Source organism: Amycolatopsis sp. CA-126428 (assembly GCF_002904335.1).
GTDB lineage: Bacteria > Actinomycetota > Actinomycetes > Mycobacteriales > Pseudonocardiaceae > Amycolatopsis.
Genome location: NZ_PPHF01000187.1, coordinates 44,540 through 67,754 on the forward strand (window position 1 = coordinate 44,540; position 23,215 = coordinate 67,754).

At 71.5% G+C, this 23,215-nt stretch carries 20 protein-coding genes and 1 pseudogene; 12 read left to right on the forward strand and 9 right to left on the reverse strand.

Annotated elements, in window-relative coordinates; translation table 11 throughout:
- Nucleotides 1–46: 46 nt before the first annotated feature.
- The 3 genes from C2L58_RS47570 (at nucleotide 47) to C2L58_RS47580 (ending at nucleotide 5,429) form a co-directional block, all read left to right on the forward strand.
- A complete protein-coding gene (locus C2L58_RS47570) occupies nucleotides 47–556 on the forward strand; it encodes an SMI1/KNR4 family protein (RefSeq protein ID WP_103344220.1) in 510 nt (169 codons plus the stop codon).
- 77 nt (nucleotides 557–633) lie between these two features.
- Nucleotides 634–4,377, forward strand: a complete 3,744-nt coding sequence (locus tag C2L58_RS47575) for a S8 family serine peptidase (RefSeq protein ID WP_146073856.1) — start codon at nucleotides 634–636, stop codon at nucleotides 4,375–4,377.
- A complete protein-coding gene (locus tag C2L58_RS47580; RefSeq protein ID WP_103344222.1) occupies nucleotides 4,374–5,429 on the forward strand; it encodes a Dyp-type peroxidase in 1,056 nt (351 codons plus the stop codon). Before C2L58_RS47575 ends, C2L58_RS47580 begins: the two co-directional genes overlap by 4 nt.
- 73 nt (nucleotides 5,430–5,502) lie before the next feature.
- Here the strand turns inward: C2L58_RS47580 and C2L58_RS49120 are convergent, their stop codons facing one another.
- The gene (locus C2L58_RS49120) at nucleotides 5,503–6,027 is read right to left on the reverse strand and encodes a hypothetical protein (protein ID WP_146073857.1); all 525 of its coding nucleotides are present in this window, start codon (nucleotides 6,025–6,027) and stop codon (nucleotides 5,503–5,505) included.
- Nucleotides 6,028–6,216: 189 nt separating this feature from the next.
- On the opposite strand from C2L58_RS49120, the gene C2L58_RS47585 reads away from it, so the two are divergent.
- The gene (locus C2L58_RS47585; protein ID WP_103344223.1) at nucleotides 6,217–6,750 is read left to right on the forward strand and encodes a hypothetical protein; all 534 of its coding nucleotides are present in this window, start codon (nucleotides 6,217–6,219) and stop codon (nucleotides 6,748–6,750) included.
- A gap of 270 nt (nucleotides 6,751–7,020) precedes the next feature.
- Nucleotides 7,021–7,587, forward strand: coding sequence for a hypothetical protein (locus tag C2L58_RS47590; RefSeq protein WP_103344224.1), 567 nt, complete (start codon nucleotides 7,021–7,023; stop codon nucleotides 7,585–7,587).
- Between the two features lie 69 nt (nucleotides 7,588–7,656).
- Here C2L58_RS47590 and C2L58_RS47595 read toward each other — a convergent pair whose 3' ends face one another.
- On the reverse strand, nucleotides 7,657–8,418 hold the full coding sequence (locus tag C2L58_RS47595; RefSeq protein ID WP_103344225.1) for an ABC transporter permease: 762 nt from the start codon (nucleotides 8,416–8,418) through the stop codon (nucleotides 7,657–7,659).
- Nucleotides 8,415–9,179, reverse strand: a complete 765-nt coding sequence (locus C2L58_RS47600; protein ID WP_103344226.1) for an ABC transporter ATP-binding protein — start codon at nucleotides 9,177–9,179, stop codon at nucleotides 8,415–8,417. The genes C2L58_RS47595 and C2L58_RS47600 overlap by 4 nt, the downstream gene beginning before the upstream one ends.
- Nucleotides 9,180–9,270: 91 nt before the next feature.
- On the opposite strand from C2L58_RS47600, the gene C2L58_RS47605 reads away from it, so the two are divergent.
- The 5 genes from C2L58_RS47605 (at nucleotide 9,271) to C2L58_RS47625 (ending at nucleotide 12,072) form a co-directional block, all read left to right on the forward strand.
- Complete coding sequence (locus C2L58_RS47605) at nucleotides 9,271–9,597, forward strand: PadR family transcriptional regulator (protein WP_103344227.1); 327 nt, start codon at nucleotides 9,271–9,273, stop codon at nucleotides 9,595–9,597.
- Entirely contained in the window at nucleotides 9,594–9,950 is a 357-nt protein-coding gene (locus C2L58_RS47610; protein WP_103344228.1) for a DUF1048 domain-containing protein, read from the forward strand. The genes C2L58_RS47605 and C2L58_RS47610 overlap by 4 nt, the downstream gene beginning before the upstream one ends.
- A 1-nt stretch (nucleotide 9,951) precedes the next feature.
- Complete coding sequence (locus C2L58_RS47615) at nucleotides 9,952–10,260, forward strand: DUF1048 domain-containing protein (RefSeq protein WP_103344229.1); 309 nt, start codon at nucleotides 9,952–9,954, stop codon at nucleotides 10,258–10,260.
- 100 nt (nucleotides 10,261–10,360) lie between these two features.
- Nucleotides 10,361–11,308: an ATP-binding cassette domain-containing protein gene (locus C2L58_RS47620; protein ID WP_103344368.1), complete on the forward strand. Its 948-nt coding sequence runs from the start codon at nucleotides 10,361–10,363 to the stop codon at nucleotides 11,306–11,308.
- A complete protein-coding gene (locus C2L58_RS47625) occupies nucleotides 11,305–12,072 on the forward strand; it encodes an ABC transporter permease (protein ID WP_103344230.1) in 768 nt (255 codons plus the stop codon). The genes C2L58_RS47620 and C2L58_RS47625 overlap by 4 nt, the downstream gene beginning before the upstream one ends.
- Here the strand turns inward: C2L58_RS47625 and C2L58_RS47630 are convergent.
- Complete coding sequence (locus C2L58_RS47630; RefSeq protein WP_103344231.1) at nucleotides 12,050–15,175, reverse strand: ATP-binding protein; 3,126 nt, start codon at nucleotides 15,173–15,175, stop codon at nucleotides 12,050–12,052. The two genes, C2L58_RS47625 and C2L58_RS47630, sit on opposite strands and share 23 nt — an antisense overlap.
- Nucleotides 15,176–15,299: 124 nt before the next feature.
- Between C2L58_RS47630 and C2L58_RS47635 the strand changes: the two genes are divergently transcribed.
- Nucleotides 15,300–16,856, forward strand: coding sequence for a Na+/H+ antiporter (locus C2L58_RS47635; protein WP_103344232.1), 1,557 nt, complete (start codon nucleotides 15,300–15,302; stop codon nucleotides 16,854–16,856).
- Nucleotides 16,857–17,078: 222 nt separating this feature from the next.
- Nucleotides 17,079–19,016 (forward strand): potassium transporter Kup, encoded by a 1,938-nt coding sequence (locus tag C2L58_RS47640; RefSeq protein ID WP_233226340.1) that lies wholly within the window; start codon nucleotides 17,079–17,081, stop codon nucleotides 19,014–19,016.
- 6 nt (nucleotides 19,017–19,022) lie between these two features.
- Here the strand turns inward: C2L58_RS47640 and C2L58_RS47645 are convergent, their stop codons facing one another.
- The 5 genes and pseudogenes from C2L58_RS47645 to C2L58_RS47660 form a co-directional block, all read right to left on the reverse strand.
- Complete coding sequence (locus C2L58_RS47645) at nucleotides 19,023–20,084, reverse strand: cation diffusion facilitator family transporter (RefSeq protein ID WP_103344234.1); 1,062 nt, start codon at nucleotides 20,082–20,084, stop codon at nucleotides 19,023–19,025.
- A 258-nt stretch (nucleotides 20,085–20,342) separates the two neighbouring features.
- On the reverse strand, nucleotides 20,343–21,530 hold the full coding sequence (locus C2L58_RS47650) for an MFS transporter (protein WP_103344235.1): 1,188 nt from the start codon (nucleotides 21,528–21,530) through the stop codon (nucleotides 20,343–20,345).
- Entirely contained in the window at nucleotides 21,527–21,649 is a 123-nt protein-coding gene (locus C2L58_RS51365) for a hypothetical protein (protein WP_255410635.1), read from the reverse strand. Before C2L58_RS51365 ends, C2L58_RS47650 begins: the two co-directional genes overlap by 4 nt.
- 158 nt (nucleotides 21,650–21,807) lie before the next feature.
- Complete coding sequence (locus tag C2L58_RS47655) at nucleotides 21,808–22,752, reverse strand: M56 family metallopeptidase (protein WP_103344236.1); 945 nt, start codon at nucleotides 22,750–22,752, stop codon at nucleotides 21,808–21,810.
- Nucleotides 22,749–23,110 (reverse strand): annotated as a pseudogene (locus tag C2L58_RS47660) (BlaI/MecI/CopY family transcriptional regulator). The gene C2L58_RS47655 and the pseudogene C2L58_RS47660 overlap by 4 nt, the downstream one beginning before the upstream one ends.
- Nucleotides 23,111–23,215 lie beyond the last annotated feature (105 nt).

Consider the following 23,215-nt stretch of genomic DNA (forward strand, 5'->3'; position numbering starts at 1 on the left):
ACCGTCGCGAGGATCCGGATCGAGACTCCCCTGAGGTGCGATAACAGTGTTCGACTATGACGCATGGCGGCTGAGCACGGGCAACGCGGTCGATGCCGTGCTCGCCCGCTTCCAGGCCCGGTTCGGGTACCCGCCCGACGATCATCTGATCGGCGGGCCCTCCGACGCCGAACAACTTCAGGCCGCGCGGGAGGCGGGCACGGTGCCCGCCGAATTGCTGGAGTTCTACCGGAATGTGTCGAGAATCGATCTGCCGGACGTGCACAACGGCTTCTTCGTGCACCCGCTGTCGCAGGTGCTCGACAATGAGAAAAATGGCACACCGGTGCGGGCTCCGGCTTTGACCCGCTCCGGAATCGTCGTTTTCGGCAGCGATGGTGGCGGCGCGCTCTTCGCACTCGACGCGACTGGATCGCCGGTTTACCTGCTGCCACCCGGTGCTGTGCGGGAGGGCACCTACGAAGGGCGATTCGACCCGCCTCGCGTCATCGCAGCGAGCCTGCCCGAATTCCTCGAGTGGCTGAGGTCGGCCGTCGAGGGCTTCGCGGCGAGGTAGAAACCGACCACGATGGGGGGACCGTGACGATGCGTGCGCGGGTAAACAGACGTCGGTTGTTCGCCGCGGGTGCCGCGGTGGCGGTGTTCGCAGGGCTCTCCGCGGGGGTCGCGGCACCCGCGCAGGCAGCCGTGGGGCAGGTGGTGAAACCGGCCGGCGCCAAGGTGATCGACGGCAGCTACATCGTCCTCACCAAGCCGAGCCAGCTCGCGGTCTCCGCCGCGGCCGGCGTGCTCACGAGCCGCTACGGCGGCAAGGCCGGGCGCACCTACCAGGCGGCCCTGCACGGGTTCCTCTTCACCGGGACGGCGGAGCAGGCCGCGAAGCTGGCCGCCGATCCGCTGGTCGAACGGGTGGAGGCCGACGCGATCGTGTCGGGTCAGGCCACCCAGCCGCTGCCGCCGTGGAACCTGGACCGGGTCGATCAGCGGAGCACCGTGCTGGACGACGCGTTCAGCTACCCGGACGGGGCGGGCGCGGGCGTGACCGCGTACATCATGGACACCGGCGTCCGGATCTCCCACTCGGAGTTCGAGGGGCGCGCCAGTGTCGGCTTCGACGCCATCAACGACGGCTGGAACGGCCAGGACTGCAGCACCTCGGGGCACGGCACGCACGTCGCCGCCACGGTCGGCGGCAAGACGTATGGGGTGGCGAAGAAGGCCAAGCTCGTCTCGGTCCGGGTGCTCAGCTGTGAGAACCTCGGCGCGACCAGCCAGATCATCGCGGGTGTCGACTGGGTGACCCAGCACGCGCAGCGCCCGGCGGTGGTCAACATGAGCCTGGGCGGTGGGCAGTCGGCCGCCGAAGACCTCGCGGTCAAGAACTCCATCGCGGCCGGCATCACCTACGTCGTGGCCGCCGGGAACGACGATCGGGACGCCTGCTTCGCCAGCCCGGCGGACGTGCCCGCGGCGATCACCGTCGGCGCGAGCAACCCCGTCGACGAACGAGCCCGCGACTGGAAGGAGACGGGCGGCGTCACCGGCGGCTCGAACTACGGATCCTGCGTCGACTTGTTCGCGCCGGGGGAGTCGGTCAAGTCCGCGCACAACGCCACCGACACCGCGACGGTGACCCTCCGGGGTACGTCGATGGCGTCCCCGCACGTCGCCGGCGCGGTCGCGCTGCTGCTGTCACAGTCTCCCGGCCTGAGCCCGGCCGAAGTGACCAACGCCCTGCTCGGGCGGGCCACGGCCGGCGTCCTCAAGCAGGACACGCTGAAGACCGGTTCCCCGAACAAGCTGCTCTACACCGGCGTGCCGCCGCAGCAGGTCTGCACGGCCGCGAACGACACCCGGCAGCCGATCCCGGACCTGGGCAGCGTCACCAGCACGATCGAACTGACCGCCTGCGGGCGGAAGGTGGCCGCCACCGCGCGCGTGCGCGTGCGCGCCGAGCACCCGGCGCGCGGTGACCTCTCGATCCGCCTCGTCACGCCGGACGGCACCGAGCTGCCGCTGAAGGACGCCGACGGCACGGACGCCGCGGCCGACCTCGACCAGACGTACCCGCTGCCCGACCTGACCACGAAGGACGCCAATGGCGTCTGGAAGCTCGTCGTCCGCGACAACTTCGGCTTCGACGAGGGGGCGCTGGCCGGCTGGAACCTGGTGCTGGCCGAGCCCGCCGTGGCGCTGCCCGTCGTGTCGTCGGCGGCCTACCCCTCGGACAACCAGCCGCACGGCGGCGCCGGGGTCGCCGGCACCTTCACGTTCAAGCCCGGCAGCCCGGTCCCGGTCGCGAAGTACTCCTACCAGCTGGACACCGAGGCGCAGCCGAGGGAGGTGACCGCGGTCAACGGCGAGGCGTCGGTGACCGTCACGCCGGGCTCGGCCGGGCGCCGGACGCTGACCGTGCGCGCGTTCAACGCCGTCGGCGAGCCGTCCGCACCGGTCCCGTACGACTTCGTCGTCGCCGACGTGGCACCGCCGGCCACGCCGCTGGTGTCGTCCTTCGACTACCCCGCCGATGGACATCCCAGCGGTGGCACCGGTTTGACGGGGACGTTCACCTTCAAACCGGGTGGTACCGAGCCGGTCGACAAATACGTCTACCAGCTCGACTCCGACTCGCAGCCGGTCGAGGTGACCGGCACGGGTGAGGTTTCCGTGGGCGTCACCCCGAATTCGTCCGGCGTGCGAACGCTGACCGTCCGGGCCGCGAAGGGTGGCAGCCAATCCGCGCCGGCCACGTACACGTTCACGGTCGCGGGCGCGGCGGATGTCGTCGACGGTGGCACGATCGTGGCGGACGGCGCGGCGGCCAACCCGGCGATTCCCGCGGACAAGGTGCTGCGGCTGAAGTTCGACGCGACGGCGGGGGACAAGGTCGGCATCGGCGTTCCGTCGAATTCGCTCACCACTTCGGCACGGCTCTGGCTGGTCGATCCCGGTGGCCGGTCGTTCACCGTCGAGACGAACAACGGACCCACGTATCTCGCCGCCGGCCTCGGGCGTGACGTGACGCTTCCCGCGCTGCGCACCACGGGGACGTACCAGGTGTTCGTCGATCCGGACGGCACCGGGACCGGTGCGGTGACCGTGCAGTTGTCGAAGAGCATCGCCGGGACCACCGACACCGCTTCGGCGGGATTCGCCTACAGCCGGAGCCGCTCCGGCCAATTCGTGGATCTCGGCTTCGACGGCGCGCAGGACACTTGGTACGACATCGGCGTCACGGATCAGCCCGGCCTCACCTACCTCATGGTGTACGTGTTCGATCCGAGCGGCGCCCGGGTGGGGAATCCGCTGGTGATCACCGCCGGTTCAGCGGACCGGCTCCGGATTCCCGTGGCCGGCAGGTATCGGCTGGTCGTCGGCCAGTACTTCGGCGAAAGCACCGGCAGCGGAAAGCTGTGGCTTTCCGCGGAGGTGGTCGCGGGGGACATCAGCGCGACCGGCGCGGGCAAAGCGCTGACCCTGAGCAGGCCCGGACAGCAGGCGCGCCTGAGGTTCGACGGAACCCAAGGGCAGCGGCTCGGCGTGGGGTTCGCCGGCGCGGCGTTGTCCAACGGCTCGCCGAAGGCGGCTCTCGTCGGCCCGGGCGGCGCACTGCTGACCGCGGAAAACTACGGGACCGGGGCGTTCTTCCCCGCACTGAGCCAAACCGGCAGCTACGACGTGCTCGTCAACGGCGGCTCCGGAACCGGGACGGTGACCACCTGGCTGTCCGAAGAGATCGCGGCCGGCACGCTCGCCGTCGGCGGCGCCGCGAAGCCGATCAGCGTCGGCCGGGTCGGGCAGCACACCCGGCTGAAGTTCGACGGCACGGCGGGGCAACGCCTCAGCCTCGGCGTGACCAACGCGACGGCGGGCTTCGACCAGCAGTTCTTCCGGGTGTACAAACCGGACGGCACGGCGCTGAACTACGGGGACAACACCACGGGCGCGGGCAGTGCCGCGTTCGGCGCGATGCCGGTGACGGGCACCTACGAGCTCGTGGCGGCGCCCACCAACAGCGCCACCGGCACGGTCACCCTGACCTTGTCCGGTCTCGCCGACGCGGGGACGATCACGATCGGCGGCGCCGCGGCGACGGTTTCGGTGACGCGGGCCGGCCAGGACGGCCAGGTCGCGTTCACCGGCGCCGCGGCCGACAAGCTCCGGCTGACCTTCAGCGGCAGCACGTTCCCCGGCAAGACGTTCGTGCTGACGGTGCTCAAGCCGGACGGAACGACCCTCGTGGACCGGGCGTACAAACCCGACCAGAACCCGTACGACCTGCCCGCGCTGCCCACGGCGGGCAGCTACCGGGTGCTGCTCGATCCGGCGTCCGCGGAGACCGGCTCGATCGCGGTCGGCCTGGTCAGGACGCCATGACACCCCACCGCCTCGGCCGGCGGTCGTTCCTGGCCGCAGTGGGGGCGGCGGGCCTCGCCGGCTGCGCGGGCCAGCCTCCACCGCGGCCACCCCGGCCGGTGCCGGGCCAGCCTGGCGTGGTGACGCCCGCGCGCTCGAAGACGGCGCTCGCGGCGTTCGACGTGACCACGCGGGACCGGAACGGCCTGGCCGAAACCCTGCGGGCGTGCGCCTCACCGGTCCCGGACACCACGACGACGGTCGCCGTGGGCGCGTCCCTGTTCGACGGCCGGTTCGGTCTCGAGCGTCCGCGCCACCTGACGTCGATGCCGTCGTTCCGCAACGACGTGCTGGATCCCCGGTGGTGCCACGGGGATCTGCTCGTCCAGGTGAGCGCGGACAGCCAGGAGGCGCTCGACGCGGCGCTGGCCCGCCGGATTCCGGGTGTGACCCCGCGCTGGCAGCTGACCGGTTTCCACCCGGACGGCGAATCCCGCAACCTGTTCGGTTTCCGCGAAGGAGCGGGAAACCCCGACGTCACGGACGCCCGCGCCATGGAGAAGTACGTGTGGGTCCAGCCGGGCGACGACGAACCCGCCTGGTGCACGGGCGGGACGTACCAGGTGGTCCGCCTCATCCGGCTCGCGATGCCGATCTGGGACGCAGAGCCGATACCGGTACAGGAACGCGTGTTCGGCCGCCGAAAGTCCTCCGGCGCGCCTTTGGGCCAGGTGGATGAAAGCGCGAAGCCCGACTTCGCCGGCGACCCCCAGGGCGGCGTCATCGCCCTCGACGCGCACATCCGCCGAGCCAACCCGCGGACGCCGGAGAGTGAAGCGCACCGGATCTTGCGCCGCGGCCACTCGTACCGCCGTTCGGGCGAGGACGTCGGCCAGATCTTCGTCTGCTACCAGCGCAACCTGGAGTCGGGCTTCGCGACCATCCAACGTCGCCTCGCCGGGGAGGCATTGGAGAAGTACACCCTGCCATTTGGCGGAGGTTACTTCTTCGTCCTCCCGGCGAGTACGGGCGCGGGCGGCGACTACCTCGGGCGCACGATGCTGACCACCTGAACGGACCCGAATCGGCTGCTTTGGCGCCATGCGCAGATGCCCGGGTCTGCCGTGGTTGGCCGGGGTTGGCAATTCATGCCGATCCATCAGTGGCCGGCGTGTCCACTTCCGTGTGTTCATGCTGAAGCAGAACGGTGCGGCCAGTAGGGATTGCCGTGAGACGGGTCTTGATGCTCGACACGTGAACACGGACAGTATTGGCGAAGCGCAACCGATCGGCATCGATGGTGTCGAGGGCTGCCGCCCAGCTTTCTTCGGTCATCTCGCCGCGATTTATTCGTGCGTTTTGCTTCCAGAAAGTCTTGTCCATGCTCAGGGCTGCCTCGACAACCTCTGGCTCGCCGACAAGCCAGATCGCGGCAAGCGCTTGGTTCCATGTCACCCAGTCGATCGGTACGCCGCGTCTCCACTTGGCGGCCATGGCGTGGTATACCCTCGTCGACTCGGAAAGAATATCGGCGCAGACGTCGATTTGCTTACTTCGATTCCACAGACGCCGCTGCGTGCGCCCGGAAAGTACGGATCCCACGAAGACGCCTATCAAGGTGATCAACGCGCCTGCTGCACTCGAAGTCGCAATCTGCAACGGAAATGGCATGTTCTCTCCTCCGTGTCGGCGCGCGAGCGCCCCGCCGCCGACAAAACTCGCCGACTTCCTCCAACACCGCGGAGGCACTGGTGACTTGTCTCCTCGGACAACGCTGCTGCCGGCTGATACTGCCAGTGAGCTTGCGGCACCGCGGACCACGGTGGCCGACGAGAGCAGAGCGTCACCACCGAGCGGATCGTGCTCACCGACGCTTACGAGCGGTTGGAACGCATGATCCGCGAGCGCAGCGACGGCAGTTTCGGGATCGCCGGGCCGCGTGGCGTCGGCAAGTCGACGCTCGTGCGGTTCTTCGCCACCACGCGCGGAGTGCGCGGCCTGCCCGACGACGAAGAGCACGAGCGGGCGACCCGGAATCGGCCGCGTCTCGGTGTGGTCGTTTCGGCGCCGGTGGCTTACCAGCCCCGTGACTTCGTCCTGCACCTCTACGCCGAGCTGTGCAAACGGGTGATCGGCGGCGACGGCCCGGCCGCCGGGCCGGGGAACGAGCCCGAACCCCGGTTCGCCGGGATGTCGCTGCGCTGGGCCCAGGTGTGGCTGATGGTGCTGGGTGGCGGCGCGCTGGCTGTCACGGCCGGGCTGCCGGCCCTCGTGGGTCTCCGCGGGCCGCTGTGGGTCGCGCATCCGTTCGTGGCACGCTTCGGTTGCCGGCCCGGCGCAAAGACCGGGTGTGGCCGGCGGTGGCCCTCACCGCGCTGGTGGTCGACGGGCTGATCATGGTCACCGCCGGGGATGGCTGGGTGGGCCCCACCTGGCAGCTGCTGGGGGCGGTGGCAGGCGCGCTGATCGGCATCCCGGCGTTCGTGCTGGCCGGCAGGCTTCGTGACCTGTTGTCCCGGATGGACTTTCCGACGAGTTACCCCTCTCCGCGGAGGGGCAGCTGCGCGAGCTGGCGGTCGAACGGCTGCGCGGGATCCGATACCAGCAGAGCTTTTCGCACGAGAGGTCGATGTCTTCGACAGCGCTTTCGACGACGTGCTTGCCGTGCGTCTGCTGGACATGCGGAGTTCGCGGAAGATCGTCTACGGGCTCTTGCTCGGCTGGACGAAGCCGTTCGTCGGCCTGTGTTACGTCCTTTCCGGCGGACTCGCCCGCGACCTGCGGCGCAGCGCGCGGGAACTCGTGTCCCACCGCGGCAAAGGCGACGAAATCGAGCTCGGCGCGGCCGCGCTCGCCATGTGCCGCCACGAGGCGGAAGCGCGGGCCGACGCGATCCGGCACGAGCTGATGCGGGACCCGTTCGACGCCCTGAACATCGACCTGCTCGCCAAGGTCGCGGACCTCACGCCCGCCGAAGCGACGGTTCCGTCGCTGCTGAAGTGGCACGACGGGCTGACGTCGTGGGCACCCGCGGTGGCGCCGGGGGAGCCGATCCCGGCGGCGGTCCGCCTCGGGAGCGAGCTGGCAGCGTTACTGCTCTTCGCCGCGACAGTGCTGGAGGTCTTCGACCCGGCCGAGGTCACCGAGCGTATCCGCGAAAAGCGGAAAAACCCGGCGGCGGCGCGAAATGCCTGTCGACGTTGGGCACGGCGCGGCGGTCACTCGCGTTGAGCCCCGGGATTTCGATGGCGCATACCCGGCTTTTCCGGACGGCCTGGAACCTGAGCTCATGAGTTTTGCTCAGGAGATCTTGCGGCGGTAGGCCGCGGTGGCGAAGACGTAGGCGACGACGAGGATCCCGGCGCACCAGCCAAGGGCGCTCCAGATGTCGCCGCCGACCGGCGCCTGCGTGAACAGGGCCCGGATCGTGTTGACGATCGACGTCACCGGCTGGTGTTCGGCGAACCAGCGCACCGGCCCGGGCATCGTGCCGGTGGGAACGAACGCCGAGCTGAGGAACGGCAGGAAGATCAGCGGGTAGGAGAACGCGCCGCCACCCTCTGCGGTCTTCGCGGTGAGGCCGGCGATCAGCGCGATCCAGGTCAGGGCCAGGGTGAACAGCAGCAGGATGCCGGTCACCTCGAGCCAGGCCAGGACGCCGGCGCTCGAGCGGAAGCCCATGAGCAGCGCCACGCCGACGACGATCACGAGCGAGATCAGGTTGGCGACCAGCGAGGTCAGCACGTGGGCCCACAGCACGGCCGAACGCGTGATCGGCATCGAGTGGAAGCGCTCGAAGATCCCGCTCTTGAGGTCGGTGAACAGCCGCAGCGCGGTGTAGGCGATGCCCGAAGCGATCGTGATCAGCAGGATGCCCGGCAGCATGTAGTCCACATAGGAGGCCGATCCGGTGTGGATCGCGCCGCCGAAGACGTAGACGAACATCAGCATCATGGCGACCGGCGTGACGACGGTCGTGATGATGGTGTCCAGGCTGCGGGTGACGTGGCGCAACGACCGTCCCAAGAGGACGCCTGCGTCACCGAAAGCGTGCGGGGTCATCGGTTCTCGCCTTCCGTGCGGGTGCCGACGACGGCGAAGTAGACGTCTTCGAGGGTCGGCTGTTTCTCGACGTATTCGACCTGGGCGGGCGGGAGGAGCTGCTTGAGTTCGGCGAGGGTGCCGTTCACGATGATCCGGCCCTCGTGCAGGATCGCGATCCGGTCGGCGAGCTGTTCGGCCTCGTCCAGGTACTGGGTGGTCAGCAGCACCGTCGTGCCGCGGGCGGCGAGGCCCTTCACCGCGGCCCAGACCTCGATGCGGGCCTCGGGGTCGAGGCCGGTGGTCGGCTCGTCGAGGAAGATCACCGGGGGATCGCCGATGAGGCTCATGGCGATGTCCAGGCGGCGGCGCATGCCTCCGGAGTACGTCGACACCTTCCGCGCGCCCGCGCCGGTCAGGGAAAAGCGGGCCAGCAGGTCGTCGGCGATCTTGCCGGGCTCTTCCAGGCGCCGGAGTTTGGCGATGAGGACGAGGTTCTCCCGGCCGCTGAGGATTTCGTCGACGGCGGCGAACTGGCCGGTGAGGCTGATCGCCGCCCGCACGTCGCCGGCCTGGGTGACGACGTCGAAGCCGTTGATCGCGGCGGTCCCGGCGTCCGGCTTCAGCAGCGTGGCCAGGATCCGCACGGCGGTGGTCTTGCCGGCGCCGTTCGAGCCGAGCAGGGCGAAGATGCTGCCTCGCGCCACGTCGAAGTCGACGCCGCGCAGGACGTGCAGCTCCTGGTACCACTTCTCGAGGCCGCGAACTCGGATGGCGGTCATCGGTCATCCCCCTTGTCGAGCTAGTAAGTGGTGCTGAGTACTGGTATATAGTAGTACTGACTAGTGGCGCCAGAGCAAGCCCGGAGGAGCGATGGACGACCTGACCGAGATGCTGAAGGGCACGCTCGAAGGCTGCGTGCTCGAGATCATCGGCGGCGAGGAGACCTACGGCTACGCGATCACGCGCCGGCTGAACGACCTCGGTTTCGGCGACGTCGTCGAGGGGACGGTGTACACGATCTTGTTGCGGCTGGAGAAGAACGAGCTCGTCCAGGTGACGAAGCGGGCGTCCGAGAAGGGACCGCCGCGCAAGTTCTACCGGCTCAACGACGCGGGTCGCGAAGAACTCGCCCGGTTCTGGGCGAAGTGGCAGTACGTCTCGTCGCGCATCGACAAACTGAAGGAGGGCGGGGAATGAACATCTGGGAGACTCTCACCGGCAGTGACATGACCCGGGAATACCAGGCGTTCGACGCCCGGGCCGGGGCCTTACCGGACGATTACCGGACGGCGTGGGAGCAGATCAAGGAACACCTGCTCCCGTACGGAAGCTTCACCGGACGCAATCTGATGCCGATCCTCGACGGCGCACTGGGCCTGCTCGAAGAAACCGCGGCGGAGGGCCAGAGCGTCCAGGACGCGCTGGGCGAGGACATCCCGGGCTTCTGCGCGGCGCTGGCCGGCGAGGAAGGGGCCCGCGATTTCCGCGACCGGTGGCGAGCGCAGCTGAACCGGAACGTCGCGAAAAAACTGGGCCGGCTGGGAGGCTGACATGGGGATCCAGGACATCATCGAAGGCAAGAAGCAGTGGCGGGCGCACATGGCCCGGGTCAAGGCCCTCCCGCCGGACTACCAGATCGTCTACAAAGAGATGCAGAAGTACCTGTTCAAGGTCGGTCCGGTCGACCTGCTCGAGGGGAACCTGCTTCCGGGGATCGTCGACTTCTTCGAGGAGAGCGCCGCGACCGGCCGGGGAGTCCTGGCGGTGATCGGCGAGGACGTCGCCGCCTTCTGCGACGAGCTGATCAAGGATTCCCGGACCTACGCCGACGTCTACCAGGAGTCGATCAACGGCAAGTAGCCGGCCGGGCGGAAAGCGGCTTGAAACCAGGCTGAAACTCAGGTCGCGCACTCTCGTCGCAGCCGTGACCGCCGAGGTCACGGCGGACGAGAGGAGAACCGTGACCACCCCGGCGATAGCGGCCAGCGGGCTGCGCAAGTCCTTCGGTGACCAGGTCGTGCTCGGCGGCATCGACCTGCAGGTCCCCGAAGGCACGATCTTCGCCCTGCTCGGGCCCAACGGCGCGGGCAAGACGACCGTCGTGCGGATCCTGTCCACCCTGATCCACGCCGACGGCGGACAGGCCTCGGTCGCCGGGCGCGACGTGGCCGCCGACCCGGACGGCGTTCGCGCCGCGATCGGCGTCACCGGGCAGTTCTCGGCGGTCGACAACCTGCTGACCGGCGAGGAGAACCTGCTGCTGATGGCCGACCTGCACCACCTCGGCCGCGCCGAAGGCCGGCGGAAGGCGGCCGGCCTGCTCGAGCGGTTCGACCTCGTCGAGTCCGCGGGCAAGCTGGTCTCGGCCTACTCGGGCGGGATGCGGCGGCGGCTCGACCTGGCGATGACGCTCACCGGCGAGCCGCGTGTCCTCTTCCTCGACGAGCCGACGACCGGGCTCGACCCGCGCAGCCGGCACACGATGTGGCGGATCATCCGCGACCTCGTCGCGGGCGGCGTGACCGTTTTCCTGACGACGCAGTACCTGGACGAGGCCGACGAGCTGGCCGGCCGGGTCGCGGTGCTCGACCACGGGCGGGTGGTCGCCGAAGGCACGCCCGACGAGCTGAAGCGGCGGGTTCCCGGCGGGCACGTCCGGCTGCAGTTCGCCGATGCCGAAAGCCTGGACGCGGCCGCCCGGGCGCTCGGCGAGGGCACCCGGGACGAGTCCGCGCTGGTGCTGCAGGTGCCGGGTGACGGCGGGGTCCGTTCGTTGCGCGGGCTGCTCGACCGCTTGGACGCTGCCGCTGTCGACGTCGGCAGCCTGTCGGTGCACACCCCGGATCTCGATGACGTCTTCTTCGCGCTCACCGGCCACCCCACCACCGAGGAGGAACCTGTTCGATGAGCTACGCGATGCGTGATTCGGCGACCATGCTGCGGCGCAACCTGACGCACCTGCGCCGGTACCCGAGCATGATGATCATGGCGTTGGGCATGCCGGTGCTGCTCCTGCTGCTGTTCGCCGAGGTGTTCGGCGGCGCGATGCAGGCGGGCGTCCGTGATGGGGCGTACGTCGACTACCTGGTGCCGGGGATCCTGCTGATGACCGTCGGCTACGGGGCGTCGATGACGGCGCTGGCGGTGAACCGGGACATGACCGAGGGGATCATTTCGCGGTTCCGGACGATGGCGATCGCCCGGGTGTCGGTGCTCACCGGTCACGTCCTGGGTGCGGTGCTCCGCACGGTCGTCAGCGCGACGCTGGTCGTCGGGGTGGCGCTGCTGTTCGGGTTCCGGCCCGCGGCGGAGCCCGGTGGCTGGTTCGCGACGCTGGGACTGGTCGTCCTGCTGGCGTTGGCGCTGACCTGGCCGGCGGTCGGGGTCGGATTGGCGGCGAAGAACGCCGAGGGCGCGAACCTGTTCATCCTCCTGGTGCAGGTGCTGCCGTTCCTCAGCAGCGCGTTCGTGCCCACGGACACGATGTCGGGGGCGGTGCGCTGGTTCGCCCGCCACGAGCCGTTCACGCCGGTCATCGACACCCTCCGCGGCCTGATGCTGGGCACGCCGGTCAGCGGCAGCGTGTGGATCGCCGTCGCCTGGTGCGCCGGGTTCGCCGTCGTGGGTTACGTCTGGGCGCGAGCGCTGTTCAGGCGTGATCCCGCGAGCTGAGCGCCGGCGCCGCGAGCGCCGCGGCGCGTAGCTCCTCGCGGCCGAGGCCGGCGTATTCCGACTGCGCGCCGGTGTACGCCGGCTCGTCGGCCCGTTCGGCCACGGCCCGGATGCGGGCCGAAGACATCGTCGGGTGGAAGCCGCGCACGTACCGGAAGCGCTCGGCGAGGGCGATCAAGCGCACCGCTTCGGCCCGCGCACCGTCGGTCCGCGCGCGGTCGAGGTCGGTCAGGGCCAGCGCCAGCAGGAGGGCACCGCAGATCGGGAGCGACGTCCCGGGGTCTTCGAGCAGGCCGGGCAGCGCGCGGGGGAGGTCGCCGGTGATCTCGGTGACGAGGTCGAGGCGTCCGTGGCCGGCGTGGGCGATGACGGTGACGGCCTGGGTCTCCCACATCCAGCCGTCGGCGCCGGGCCCGGTGTCCTTGGCGGACCGGAGCCGTTCGGCCGCCTGCCGCCACAGTCGCAGGCCCGTGTCGACGTCGCCGCGGGCCAGGTGGATCTCCGCGCGGGCCCCGACGTCCACCATGGACGCCCCGGCGACCTCGCTGCCGCCGGTCAGCATGGCCTGTTCGAGCCAGTGTTCGGCTTCGTCGATCGCGCCGGTCTGCAGGTTGGCCAGGACCAGCGCACCTCGGATGCGGGCGGCGCCGGGCCAGGTGCCGGTTTCGTCGAGCACCGCGAGCACCGTGCCGATCGACCGCCGTGCTTCTTCCCCGCGCTCGAGATCCAGGCACAGTTCCCCGACCCGGGCGTGGGCAACGGCGCGCAGCCACGGCGAATCGTGGTTGTCGAACGCGGCGACCATGCGTTCGGCTGCGGCCAGGGCGCGGTCCGGATCGTCGAGGGCGGACCACGCGTAGCTGGCGACCCCCTCGGCCAGCCCGGCGACGAGCGGATTTTCGTTGCTGCACAACGCGAACAACGGGGCGAAGTCCGGTGCGGCCACGGTGCGGAGCACCGTCTCGGTGGCGTGGACCAGGGTGCCGGAGGCGGCGGGCGGGAGGTGGCGGAGGGCGACCAGCGAGCGGGTGGGCCGGGGGCCCTGCAACAGGAAGCTGTTCACCGCGCTCAGCACCAGCGCCGCGCGGGTCGCGGCCACGAGGCCGGGCTCGGGCCGGAAGTGTGAGAGCAGCCAGGCGGTGTCCTCGACCAGCGCGGCCATCCGGCCGAAGTTCGATTCGAAGGTCCACAGGCCGCCCAGGACGGCGGCGGTCGCCGCCACGGTCGCGCCGTCTTCGTGGTCGATGCCGTGCCGCAGCGCGTGCACCAGGTTGTCCTGCTCGGCGCTCACCTGCCGCATGGCCGGGACGAGGCCGGCTTCGAAAAGTGCTTCGTGGTGGGCCAAGGAGAACTCGACCGCCCAGGTCAGGAAGCCGGCGGTGCTCTGCCCGGTTTCGCCGGCTTCCTCGCGGCGCGCGGCACCGAACTCGCGGACCGTCTCCAGCATCCGGAACCGGGTGCCCGCCGGGGTGTTCAGGACTTTGAGCAGCGAGTGGCCGGCGAGCTGGTCGAGCAGGTCCACGGCGTCGGCGCCGAGCAGGTGCCGGGCGGCGTCGGCGGTGAAGCCGCCGGGAAAGATCGACAGCGCCCGCATGGCGGCCTGTCCCCGCTGGTCGAGGAGGGCCCAGCTCCAGCCGATCACGGCCGCCAGCGTGCGGTGCCGCGGCGGGGCGTCCCGGGCGCCGCCGCGCAGCAGCGCGAACCGGTCGCCGAGGTGCCGGGTGATCTCGGCGACGGACATGACCCGGCAGCGGGCGGCGGCCAGCTCGATCGCGAGCGGCAGGCCGTCGAGGTGCGCACACAGCTGCCGGACGTCCTCGTCCGGCAGCTCGACGTCCGGCCGGACGGAACGGGCCCGCTGCCGGAACAGTTCGGCGGCGGTCGCCGGGCTCAGTTCCGGCAGTGCGTGGACCGACTCCGAAGAGAGGTGCAGGGGTGTCCGGCTGGTCGTGAGCACTCGCAGGTCCGCGCTCAGCGCGACGAGCGTCCGGACGAGGTCGGCCACGCCGCGCACGACGTGTTCGCAGTTGTCGAGCACCAGCAGCGCCGGGCCGGGGCCGAGCGCTTCGAGGATGCCGGTCACGGCGTCGCGCGGGCCGGGCGGCCGGCTGCCCGGCGGGCCGCCCGCGTCGGCACCACCGACCGCCGAGGCGACTTCGGTGGCGACCTCGTCGTCGCGGGCGATGCCGGCGAGCGGCACGAAGTGCACGATCCGCTGCTCGGCCCGGCGGCTGACGGCGTGCGCCAGCCGGGTCTTGCCCAGGCCGCCCGCGCCGACGATCGACGTGACCCGGGACGTCCGCAGCAGCCCGTCGACGGCGGCCAGGTCGGGGTCCCGGCCGAGCAGCGGGTTCGGCTCGTGGGCGACGCCGTGGCGGACCGCGGGTGCTTCGCCCTGCAGGAGCCGCTGGTGCAGCTCGCGCAGCGCGAGTCCGGGGTCGCCGCCGAGTTCGTCGCGCACCCGGCGCCGGTAGTCCTCGTAGCGGGCCAGTGCGGCGGCGGGCCCGGCCGTCGCGGCTTCGCTGCGCAGCAGTTCTCCCAGGAGTTCCTCGTCGCGCGGCCATTCGGACGCCAGCTCGATCAGCTCGTCGATCGCCTCCGCGGCCCGGCCCAGCCGCGAGCGGCACAGCGCACGGGCCCGGACGAGCCACCGGCTGGTGGACGCGCGGGCCGTCCGCAGCGCGCCGAGCGGATCGGCGCTGCCGGGGTTGCCGCGTGCCGTCCAGAGCGCCAGGCCGGCCTCGGCGTGGGCCAGCGCGGCTTCGTGGTCGCCTTCGCGGGAAAGCCGGGCGCAGGCGGCCGCGCTGAGCACGAGCGCGCCGGCGTCCACCCGGTTCTCGGCCAGGGTGAGCCGGTAGCCGGACGGCGTGGCTTCGATGACGTCGTGGCCGAGCTGGGCTCGCGCGCGGGACACCAGCACCTGCAGCGCCTTGGCGGGATGCTCCGGTCGCTCATCCGGCCAGAGCCCCTCGATCAGGCGGGCGGTGCTCACGCCGGTGCGGAGGTCGTCGGCGAGCAGGGCGAGCAGCCCGCCGAGGCGGGGGCTGGTGATTTCCCGGCCGCGGTGGGCCACCCGCGGCAGCAGGACCAGCTCGATCGTCACCGCCTCAAGGCTAGTGGGGGTACGCCGGTCGTGGGCCCGGTCGTGCGGGCGCGTCGCGTAGGCTGAGCGCGGCGCGCCGGGAAGTCTGGTCGGCATCCGGATTTCGGATCGGAAGGACCGGCTCATGCGCGGCGTGGAAACCGTCCTGTTCCTCGTGGTCGTGGCGACCGTCGTGGCCACGTTCGCGCGGCGGCTGCGCGTTCCCGCGCCGTCGCTGCTGGTCGTCGTCGGTGTCGTCGTGGGGCTGTTGCCTGGCGTCCCGGTGGTGCAGGTGACGCCCGAGGTGATCAGCCTGGTCGTGCTCCCGCCGCTGCTGTTCGCCGCGGGGGAGGAGCTGCCGTGGCGGGACCTGCGCGCGGTGGGGCGGCCGGTCGCGGTCCTGTCGGTCGGGCTGGTGCTGCTGTCGGCCGCGGCGGTGGTCGGGATCGCGGTCGCGGTGACGCCGTTGCCGGTCGGGATGGCGTTCGTGCTGGGCGCGGTGCTGGCGAGCACCGACCCGGTCGCCGTGACGGCGCTGGCGCGGCGGCTGGCGTTGCCGCCGCGGGTGCAGGCGCTGATCCAGGCCGAGAGCCTGTTCAACGACGCGACCAGCTTGCTGCTGTTCCGGGTGGCGCTGTTCCTGGCCGTGGCCGGCGGGGCCGCGTCGTGGGGGCGGACGCTCGCGGAGTTCGGCGTGCTCGCGGGCGGCGGGGTGGCGGTCGGGGTCCTGACGGCGCTCGGGGCGTTCCTCATCCGGCGGCGCACCGAGGACCCGGTGCTGGAGACGGTGATCTCCCTGGTGACGCCGTATGCGGGGTACGTCGTCGCGGAGTCGGTCGGCGGGTCGGGGGTGACGGCGGTCGTGGTGGCGAGCGTGATTCTCGGGACGCAGGCCGAGCGGTTGACGACGGCGCGGATCCGGCTGCAGGTCGGCGCGGTGTACCAGACCGTGGTGTTCCTGCTGGAGAGCGTCGTGTTCGGGCTGATCGGGCTGCAGCTGCCGGCGCTGGTGCGGCGGGTGGCCGGCGGCGGGGCGTGGTGGCTGCTGCAGGCGCTGGCGATCGCGGCGACGCTGGTCGTGGCGCGGCTGCTGCTGGTGTTCGTGCTTTCGGCGCTGCGGCAGCGGCGGCAGGACGGCCGGATCTCCTGGCAGGTTCCCGCGGTCGTGTCCTGGGCGGGTGCGCGGGGTGTGGTGCCGCTGGCGGCAGCGCTGTCGCTGCCGGTGTCCACCATGGACGGTTCCGCGCTGCCCGCGCGCGACCTGGTGCTGCTGCTGACGACGGCGGTGATCGTGCTGACCCTCGTGGTCCAGGGCTTCACGCTCGCGCCGCTGGTGCGCCGGGCGGGGATCGCCCTAGACCCGGCCGACCTGCGGACGGAGTACGGCACCGCGCGCCGGAAGCTCGCCGAAGCCGGGCTGTCCCACCTGGAGCACCTGGCCGAGACCGAGTCGACGCCGGCGTTCGTGGTCGACCAGCTGCGCGCGGGCTGGCAGGCCCGGCTCGACCACATCCGCGGCGACACCGGCGAGGAGACCGCGGACTGGGTGCGCGGAATCGACTACCGCGCCCTGAAGCGCGAGCTGATCGACATCGAGGCGGCCGAGCTCACTCGCCTGTTCGAGGCGGGCGAGATCACCGACGGCACCCGGCGGCGGATCCAGCGGCTGCTCGACCTGGAGCACGCGGGGCTGGAGGACTGAGCGAGCCCGGCAGTTCCGCCGGCGGGACCTTGACGTCGGCTTGACCCCGGGTCTCGTCCGGGTGGACCCTGGCGACGGGAAGGTGTCCGGGTTCGCCGGCGCTAAGAAACCGTCAATACGCGTAAAGCTTCCCGCGACCCGCCGCGATCGACGTCGTCCGGCCACAGTGGATCGGTAGGGTTCCGCCTCGATGCGCCAGGCGCACTGGCCGGAGGAGGACGCGTGAGCCAGGAGACGACCACGGCGGAGAGCACGCCGTCGCCCGCGCGCGACGTGGCCCGGCTGGGGCTGGTGGTCGGTGCGCTCGGCGTGGTGTTCGGGGACATCGGCACCAGCCCGATCTACACGCTGCAGACGGTGTTCAACCCGGCCGACCCGCACCCGGTGCCGGTGAGCACGGAGAACGTCTTCGGCGTGGTGTCGCTGATCTTCTGGTCGGTGATGATCATCGTCACCGTCACCTACGTGCTGCTCGCCATGCGCGCCGACAACGACGGCGAGGGCGGCATCATGGCGCTGATCACCCTGCTGCGCCGCTGGAGCGGGCCGCGCGGCCAACGCGCCGCCGTCGTGCTGGCCGGGCTGGGCATCTTCGGTGCCGCGTTGTTCTTCGGCGACAGCATGATCACGCCGGCGATGTCGGTGCTGTCCGCCGTCGAAGGTCTCAAGGTCGTCGACGAGTCGTTCGAAGGCTGGATCGTGCCGATCACCGCCGTGATCGCGGTGGGGCTGTTCCTCGTGCAGAAGCGCGGCACAGCGGCGGTCGGGCGTGTTTTCGGGCCGGTGATGATCGTCTGGTTCGCGGTGATCGGCCTGCTCGGGATCACCGGCATCGCCGGGCATCCGGAGATCCTCAAGGCACTCTCGCCCACGTACGCGCTGGGCTTCATGATCGGCCACTTCGACATCGCGTTCTTCGCGCTGGCCGCGGTCGTGCTCGCGGTCACCGGCGCCGAAGCCCTCTACGCGGACATGGGCCACTTCGGCCGCAAGGCGATCACGCGGGGCTGGCTGTTCCTGGTGCTGCCGGCCTGCGTGCTCAGCTACTTCGGCCAGGGTGCGCTGATCCTCGAGGACCCGGCCAACATCAGCAGCCCGTTCTTCCTCCTCGTCCCCGGCTGGGGACGCCTGCTCATGGTGCTGCTGGCCACGGCCGCGACGGTGATCGCGTCCCAGGCGGTGATCACCGGGGCGTTCTCGGTCGCGTCGCAGGCCGCCCAGCTGGGTTACCTGCCGAGGTTGCGGATCGCGCACACGTCGGAGACCGAGCGGGGCCAGATCTACGTGCCGTGGGTCAACTGGCTCCTGCTGGTCTCGGTGCTGACGCTGATCTTCGCGTTCCGCAGCTCAGCCGCGCTCGCGTTCGCCTTCGGCATGGCGGTGACCGGCACGATCACCATCACCACGCTGCTGTTCTTCTACGTCGCCCGCGCGAAGTGGGGCACGCCGCGCTGGCTGATCGGGATCGGCGCGGCCGTGCTGCTGGTCGTCGACCTGCTGTTCGTCGGGGCCAACCTGACCAAGCTGGTGCACGGCGCGTGGCTGCCGCTGCTGATCGGCCTGACGGCGTTCACGGTGATGATCACCTGGCAGCGCGGGCGCGAGGTCGTCACCGCCGAACGCGAACGCCGGGAAGGCTCGTTGCCGCAGTTCATCGAGCAGCTGCGCGACCGGGAGACCCCGACCATGCGGGTGCCCGGAACGGCGGTGTTCCTCAACCGCGGCGGCCGCACGGCACCGCTGGCCCTGCGCGCCAACGCCGGACACAACCACGTGCGCCACGAGCACGTGGTGATCCTGTCGCTGGAGACCGAGCCGGTCCCGCGGATCCCGGACGCCGAGCGGGTGACCGTCGAGGACCTGGGCTACCGGGACGACGGGATCGTCTTCGTCACCGCCCGCTTCGGCTACATGGAAACCCCGGACGTCCCGAGTGCCCTGGCGCAGCTCACGCCGGAGCAGACCGAGGGCCGGCTGAACCTGGAGGAGGCCTCCTACTTCCTGTCCAAGATCGAGCTGCTCCGCGGCAAGGAGCCGACCATGGCGGGGTGGCGCAAGCGGCTGTTCATCGCCACGTCCTACATCACCGCCGACGCCGCGGAGTACTTCGGGCTGCCCCGCGACCGCACGGTGATCATGGGCTCCCACATCGAGGTCTGAACCCGGTCAGTACCGCGGTGTCCCGTGGTGCGCCACGGTTTCGTGCGCGGATCGGGCGTTGCCGGCGGGCTCGGTGTGGATGACCGCCGCGGTCAGCCGCGGCACCGCGTGCAGGAGCCGGTGTTCGACCTCGTGGGCGAGCTGGTGGGCCTGCGCGATGGTGAGACCGGCGTCGACCTGCACGCTGAGTTCGGCGCGCAGGGTGTGCCCGATCCAGCGCATTCGCACGTCGCCGGCGTCGTGGACGCCGGTGGTCTCGCGGGCCGTGCGTTCGGCGAGGTCGACGGTGGCCGGGTCGACGGCGTCCAGCAGGCGGCGGAAGACCTCCTTCGCGGCGTCGCGGAGCACGAACAGGATGGCGACGGTGATGACGAGGCCGATGATCGGGTCGGCCGCGGGGAAGCCGAGGGCGACGCCGGCGGCGCCGAGGACGACGGCGAGGGAGGTGAAGCCGTCGGTGCGGGCGTGCAGGCCGTCGGCGACGAGGGCGGCCGAGCCGATCCGGCGGCCGACGGTGATGCGGTAACGGGCGACCAGCTCGTTGCCGGCGAAGCCGACGATCCCCGCGATGGCGACGACCCAGAGGTGTTCGACCGGCCGGGGGTCGAGCAACCTCAGGACGGCTTCGTAGCCGGCGAGGGCGGCCGAGGCGGCGATGAGGAGGACGACGAGCACGCCGGCGAGGTCTTCGGCCCGGCCGAGCCCGTAGGTGTAGCGGCGGGTGGCGGCGCGGCGGCCGAGCAGGAACGCGATCCCGAGCGGGAGCGCGGTGAGCGCGTCGGCGAAGTTGTGGATCGTGTCGCCCAGCAGGGCGACGGATCCGGTGACGAGCACCAGCGCCAGCTGGACCACCGCGGTCACGAAGAGCGCGGTGAAGGACCAGACCAGCGCGCGGATGCCCCGCTTGCTGGTCTCGAGCGCGGTGTCGACGCGGTCGGCGCTGTCGTGGCTGTGCGGCGTGAGCAGGTGCCGCAGCTGGTGCCGCAGCGCGGAGAGGCGGCCGGGCCGCGTCTGGCCGTGGGTATGGCCGTGGCCGTGTGGGTGCTGGTCGTGGCCCGGTGTTGCCATCTTCGTCTCCGCTTTCGCCGAGCATCGAGGTGTCTTACCCAAGTTAGCTCGCCGCCGAGTCTTTCCGGCTCCTCGCGGACCCGCCCCGGATCAAGGTCCGGTGGGCCCTGCTGCACCACGTCGACCGCGACATCCGCGAGGAGCGGTCCGGCGAGCACGCCCAGCCGCACCGGCCGCGCGCCCGGCAGATCGGCAAGTGACAGGTTCGGCGGTGAAGCCGTCCGTGGCCGCGGGTGGAGGGGCCGGCCTGGCTGCCGGTCAGCTGTCGGTTCCGTCTGCCGTGGTTCGCGCGCCGAGCACGGTCAAAGCGGCGACGCCGAGCAGGATGGCCAGGCCGAGGAACCCGGCGCCGAGGGTGGCCACCACGGCGATCGTGCCGACCAGCAGCGGGCCGCCGGCGTCGCCGAGTTCCCGGCCGACCTCGGCCGCGCCCATGGTCTGCCCGAGCCGCTCGGCCGGGGTGGCCGCGGCGAGGTGCGCGAACCCGAGCGGCGTCGCCAGCCCCACCCCGGCCCCGACCGCCACCGCAGCGGCCAGCACCCCGGTGACCCCGGGAACCACGGCGGCCAGCGCCATTCCGGTGGCGGCCAGGGCGAGCCCGCCGGCCATGCCGGCCCCGTCGCGCAGCCATCCGGCGTCGCGGGCGCGGCCGGACCACGGCTGAACCAGCGCCGAGCACAGGGCCAGCAGGGACACGGCCGCGCCGGTGACCACCGGAGGCAGCCCGGCCGCGGCGCCGGTCACCGGCAGGAATCCCACGCCGACCGCCAGCGCCGCGGTCGTGGCGGCGAGCGTCGCGGTCGGGCGCAGGAAACCCGGGGACGCCAGGCGGCGGGCCAGGTCCAGCACGGTCTGGCGGGTTCGTGGCAGCGGTGGCGCGCTGGGCACGACCGCCGCCGCCCAGCCGGTGACGGCCAGCGCGAGGACGGCGAGGGTGGCGAACAGCAGCGGGAATCCGCCGAGGGTGATCAGGACACCGCCGAGCAGCGGGCCGAAGGTGTAGCCGAGGCTCTTCCACGCGCCGTAGCCGCCGAACGCGCGGCCTTGCCGCTTCGGCGGGGACAGCCGGGCGACGAGCGTGCCGGCGGTGGGGGAGAACGCCGCCGCGGCGGCGCCCTGGCCCAGCCGGGCCAGTCCCACCGCGGCCGGGTTCCCGGCGAGGACGAAGGCGGCGGACGCGGCGGCGAACGCGAGCAGGCCGCCGAGCAGGACCGGGCGGGGCCCGATCCGGTCGGCCAGCGACCCGAACACCGGCTTCAGGATCACCTCGGCGCCGTCGTAGAGCGCCAGCAACAGGCCCAGGGTGAGCAGGGAGGCGTGTTCGCCGCGGGTGTAGGCGCCGAGACTGGCGGCGATGCTGTGCGCGCCGAACGCCGTCACGAACCCCGCGGCGTACAACGGCCACAGCGCGACAGTGGAGCCGGGGCCGGGGGACTCGGTGCTCATCCGCGCGACGCCGGCCGGGACGGACGTGGTCCGGTGGTCAGCGCGGGCCGCAGCGGGGTGTGCCCGGCGAGTTCGGCCAGCCACACGAGCGGTCGGCGGAGCTGGGTGCCGGCGCTCATGTCGTCCCTCGGCTCACATCTGGTGCAGGGCTCGGAAAACGAGTTCGGTGTACTCGGCGAGGCCCGGACCGGACGCTCAGCGGTGGCGCCCGCCGATGGTCGGGCTCCGCTCACCTGGTCAGTGCGCGTCGGCGCTGACCAGGTAAGCGAAGCGCCGGTCACGGACAGGAGATCAGGCCGGTCCCGACGACCAGTCCGGCCGCCACGGTGGGCGGCGCCAGCAGCGCCAGACCGCCCACGGCGACGGCCGTCAGCCGCGTGGCGAATCGGGATCGGGGTTCCGGCGCGGTGGTGAGCCAGTGCAGCCGGATCGCGGTGTCGCCGCCCGACATGGCCAGTGCCCGGCGCGGTCCGCCGGCGGCGCGGATCGAGCGCAGCGCCGAGCCGAGTGGTTCGGGACCGCACCGGCCGGCCGCGGTCCGGTCGGCGGAGAGTTCGACGAGCAACCGGACCGCTCCGGGGAGTTCGCGCATCAGCGGCAGGAACCGCAGCGTGCGGCCGAGCACCTCGGCGACGGCGGTCAGCAGGTGGTGGCGGCCGTGGACGTGCGCGCGTTCGTGGGCCAGCACGGCCCGCAGCTCGGCGTCGGAAAGCCGGTCCTTGAGCCCGGTGCTGGCGACGATCAGCGCCCGGCGTCCGCCGAGGCTGTAGGCGATCGGCTCGTTCTCAGCGAGCCACAGGGTGGGCACCGGCCGGCTGGTCGTGGTTCCCGACAGCCGGGGGGCTTCGAGATGGCGCCGGTGCAGGAGGTTGCGGCGCTGACGACGTCTCGCGGAAGCCAGTGCGAGCCGGCCGCCCACGCCGAGGACCACGGCGCCGGCCGCGGTGGCGACGATCGGGTCGAGGCTCGGCAGGCCACCGTGGCCGACCGCCGACCAGCAGCCGTGCAGAACCCGCATGATCGCGGTCGCCGGTCCGTGGTCCGGCAGCACCAGCAGCACCACGCCGCCGATGGCACCGGCGATCACCCCGGTGGCGGTCAGCAGCCACCAGGCGATCGCTGTGCCGGGGGCGGCACCGGCGGCGGTCAGCCTGCTCAGCGGGTGCGGTGACCACCAGGCCACCAGCACCACGCCGAGCAGCAGAGCCGCCGCGGGGATCACCGCTTCCGCGGCTTCCGGCGCAGGGCCCGGCGGAGGATGTCCGACTCCTCCTCGGTCACGGCCGCGGCGAAGTGCAGCAGCACGGACTCCCGGTCGCCGGCCGAGTCGAGCACGTCCCGGAGGTTTTGCGCGGTGGCTTCTTCACGCGTCGTGGCCGCCTGGTCCGGTACGCGCGGCCGTCCAGTTCGCGGACGACCCAGTCCTTGCGGTGCAGGTTGTCCAGCACCGTCATGATGGTCGTGTACGCCAGCTCGCGGTCTCGGTTGACCTCGGCCAGGACATCCCGGACCTTCATGGGTTCCGTCGCGTTCCAGAGCACGTCCATCACCGACGCCTCGAGCTCACCCAACCGCCGCATGGCACCTCCGCGGCCAGGGTACTGCCTGCGGATCAGCCGACGACGCGTCGCGCACCGATCAGGTGCCGTTCGCCCCGCAACGGCCGCTGTTAGTACTAGGTGCAC

Coding starts and splice junctions, on each gene's coding strand:
- C2L58_RS47625 (WP_103344230.1), top strand. CDS start 11,305: ATGAGCTACGCGATGCGTGATTCGGCGACCATGCTGCGGCGCAACCTG.
- C2L58_RS49120 (WP_146073857.1), bottom strand. CDS start 6,027: ATGCCATTTCCGTTGCAGATTGCGACTTCGAGTGCAGCAGGCGCGTTG.
- C2L58_RS47615 (WP_103344229.1), top strand. CDS start 9,952: ATGGGGATCCAGGACATCATCGAAGGCAAGAAGCAGTGGCGGGCGCAC.
- C2L58_RS47580 (WP_103344222.1), top strand. CDS start 4,374: ATGACACCCCACCGCCTCGGCCGGCGGTCGTTCCTGGCCGCAGTGGGG.
- C2L58_RS47600 (WP_103344226.1), bottom strand. CDS start 9,179: ATGACCGCCATCCGAGTTCGCGGCCTCGAGAAGTGGTACCAGGAGCTG.
- C2L58_RS47610 (WP_103344228.1), top strand. CDS start 9,594: ATGAACATCTGGGAGACTCTCACCGGCAGTGACATGACCCGGGAATAC.
- C2L58_RS47645 (WP_103344234.1), bottom strand. CDS start 20,084: ATGGCAACACCGGGCCACGACCAGCACCCACACGGCCACGGCCATACC.
- C2L58_RS47605 (WP_103344227.1), top strand. CDS start 9,271: ATGGACGACCTGACCGAGATGCTGAAGGGCACGCTCGAAGGCTGCGTG.
- C2L58_RS47635 (WP_103344232.1), top strand. CDS start 15,300: ATGCGCGGCGTGGAAACCGTCCTGTTCCTCGTGGTCGTGGCGACCGTC.
- C2L58_RS47595 (WP_103344225.1), bottom strand. CDS start 8,418: ATGACCCCGCACGCTTTCGGTGACGCAGGCGTCCTCTTGGGACGGTCG.
- C2L58_RS47650 (WP_103344235.1), bottom strand. CDS start 21,530: ATGAGCACCGAGTCCCCCGGCCCCGGCTCCACTGTCGCGCTGTGGCCG.
- C2L58_RS51365 (WP_255410635.1), bottom strand. CDS start 21,649: ATGAGCGCCGGCACCCAGCTCCGCCGACCGCTCGTGTGGCTGGCCGAA.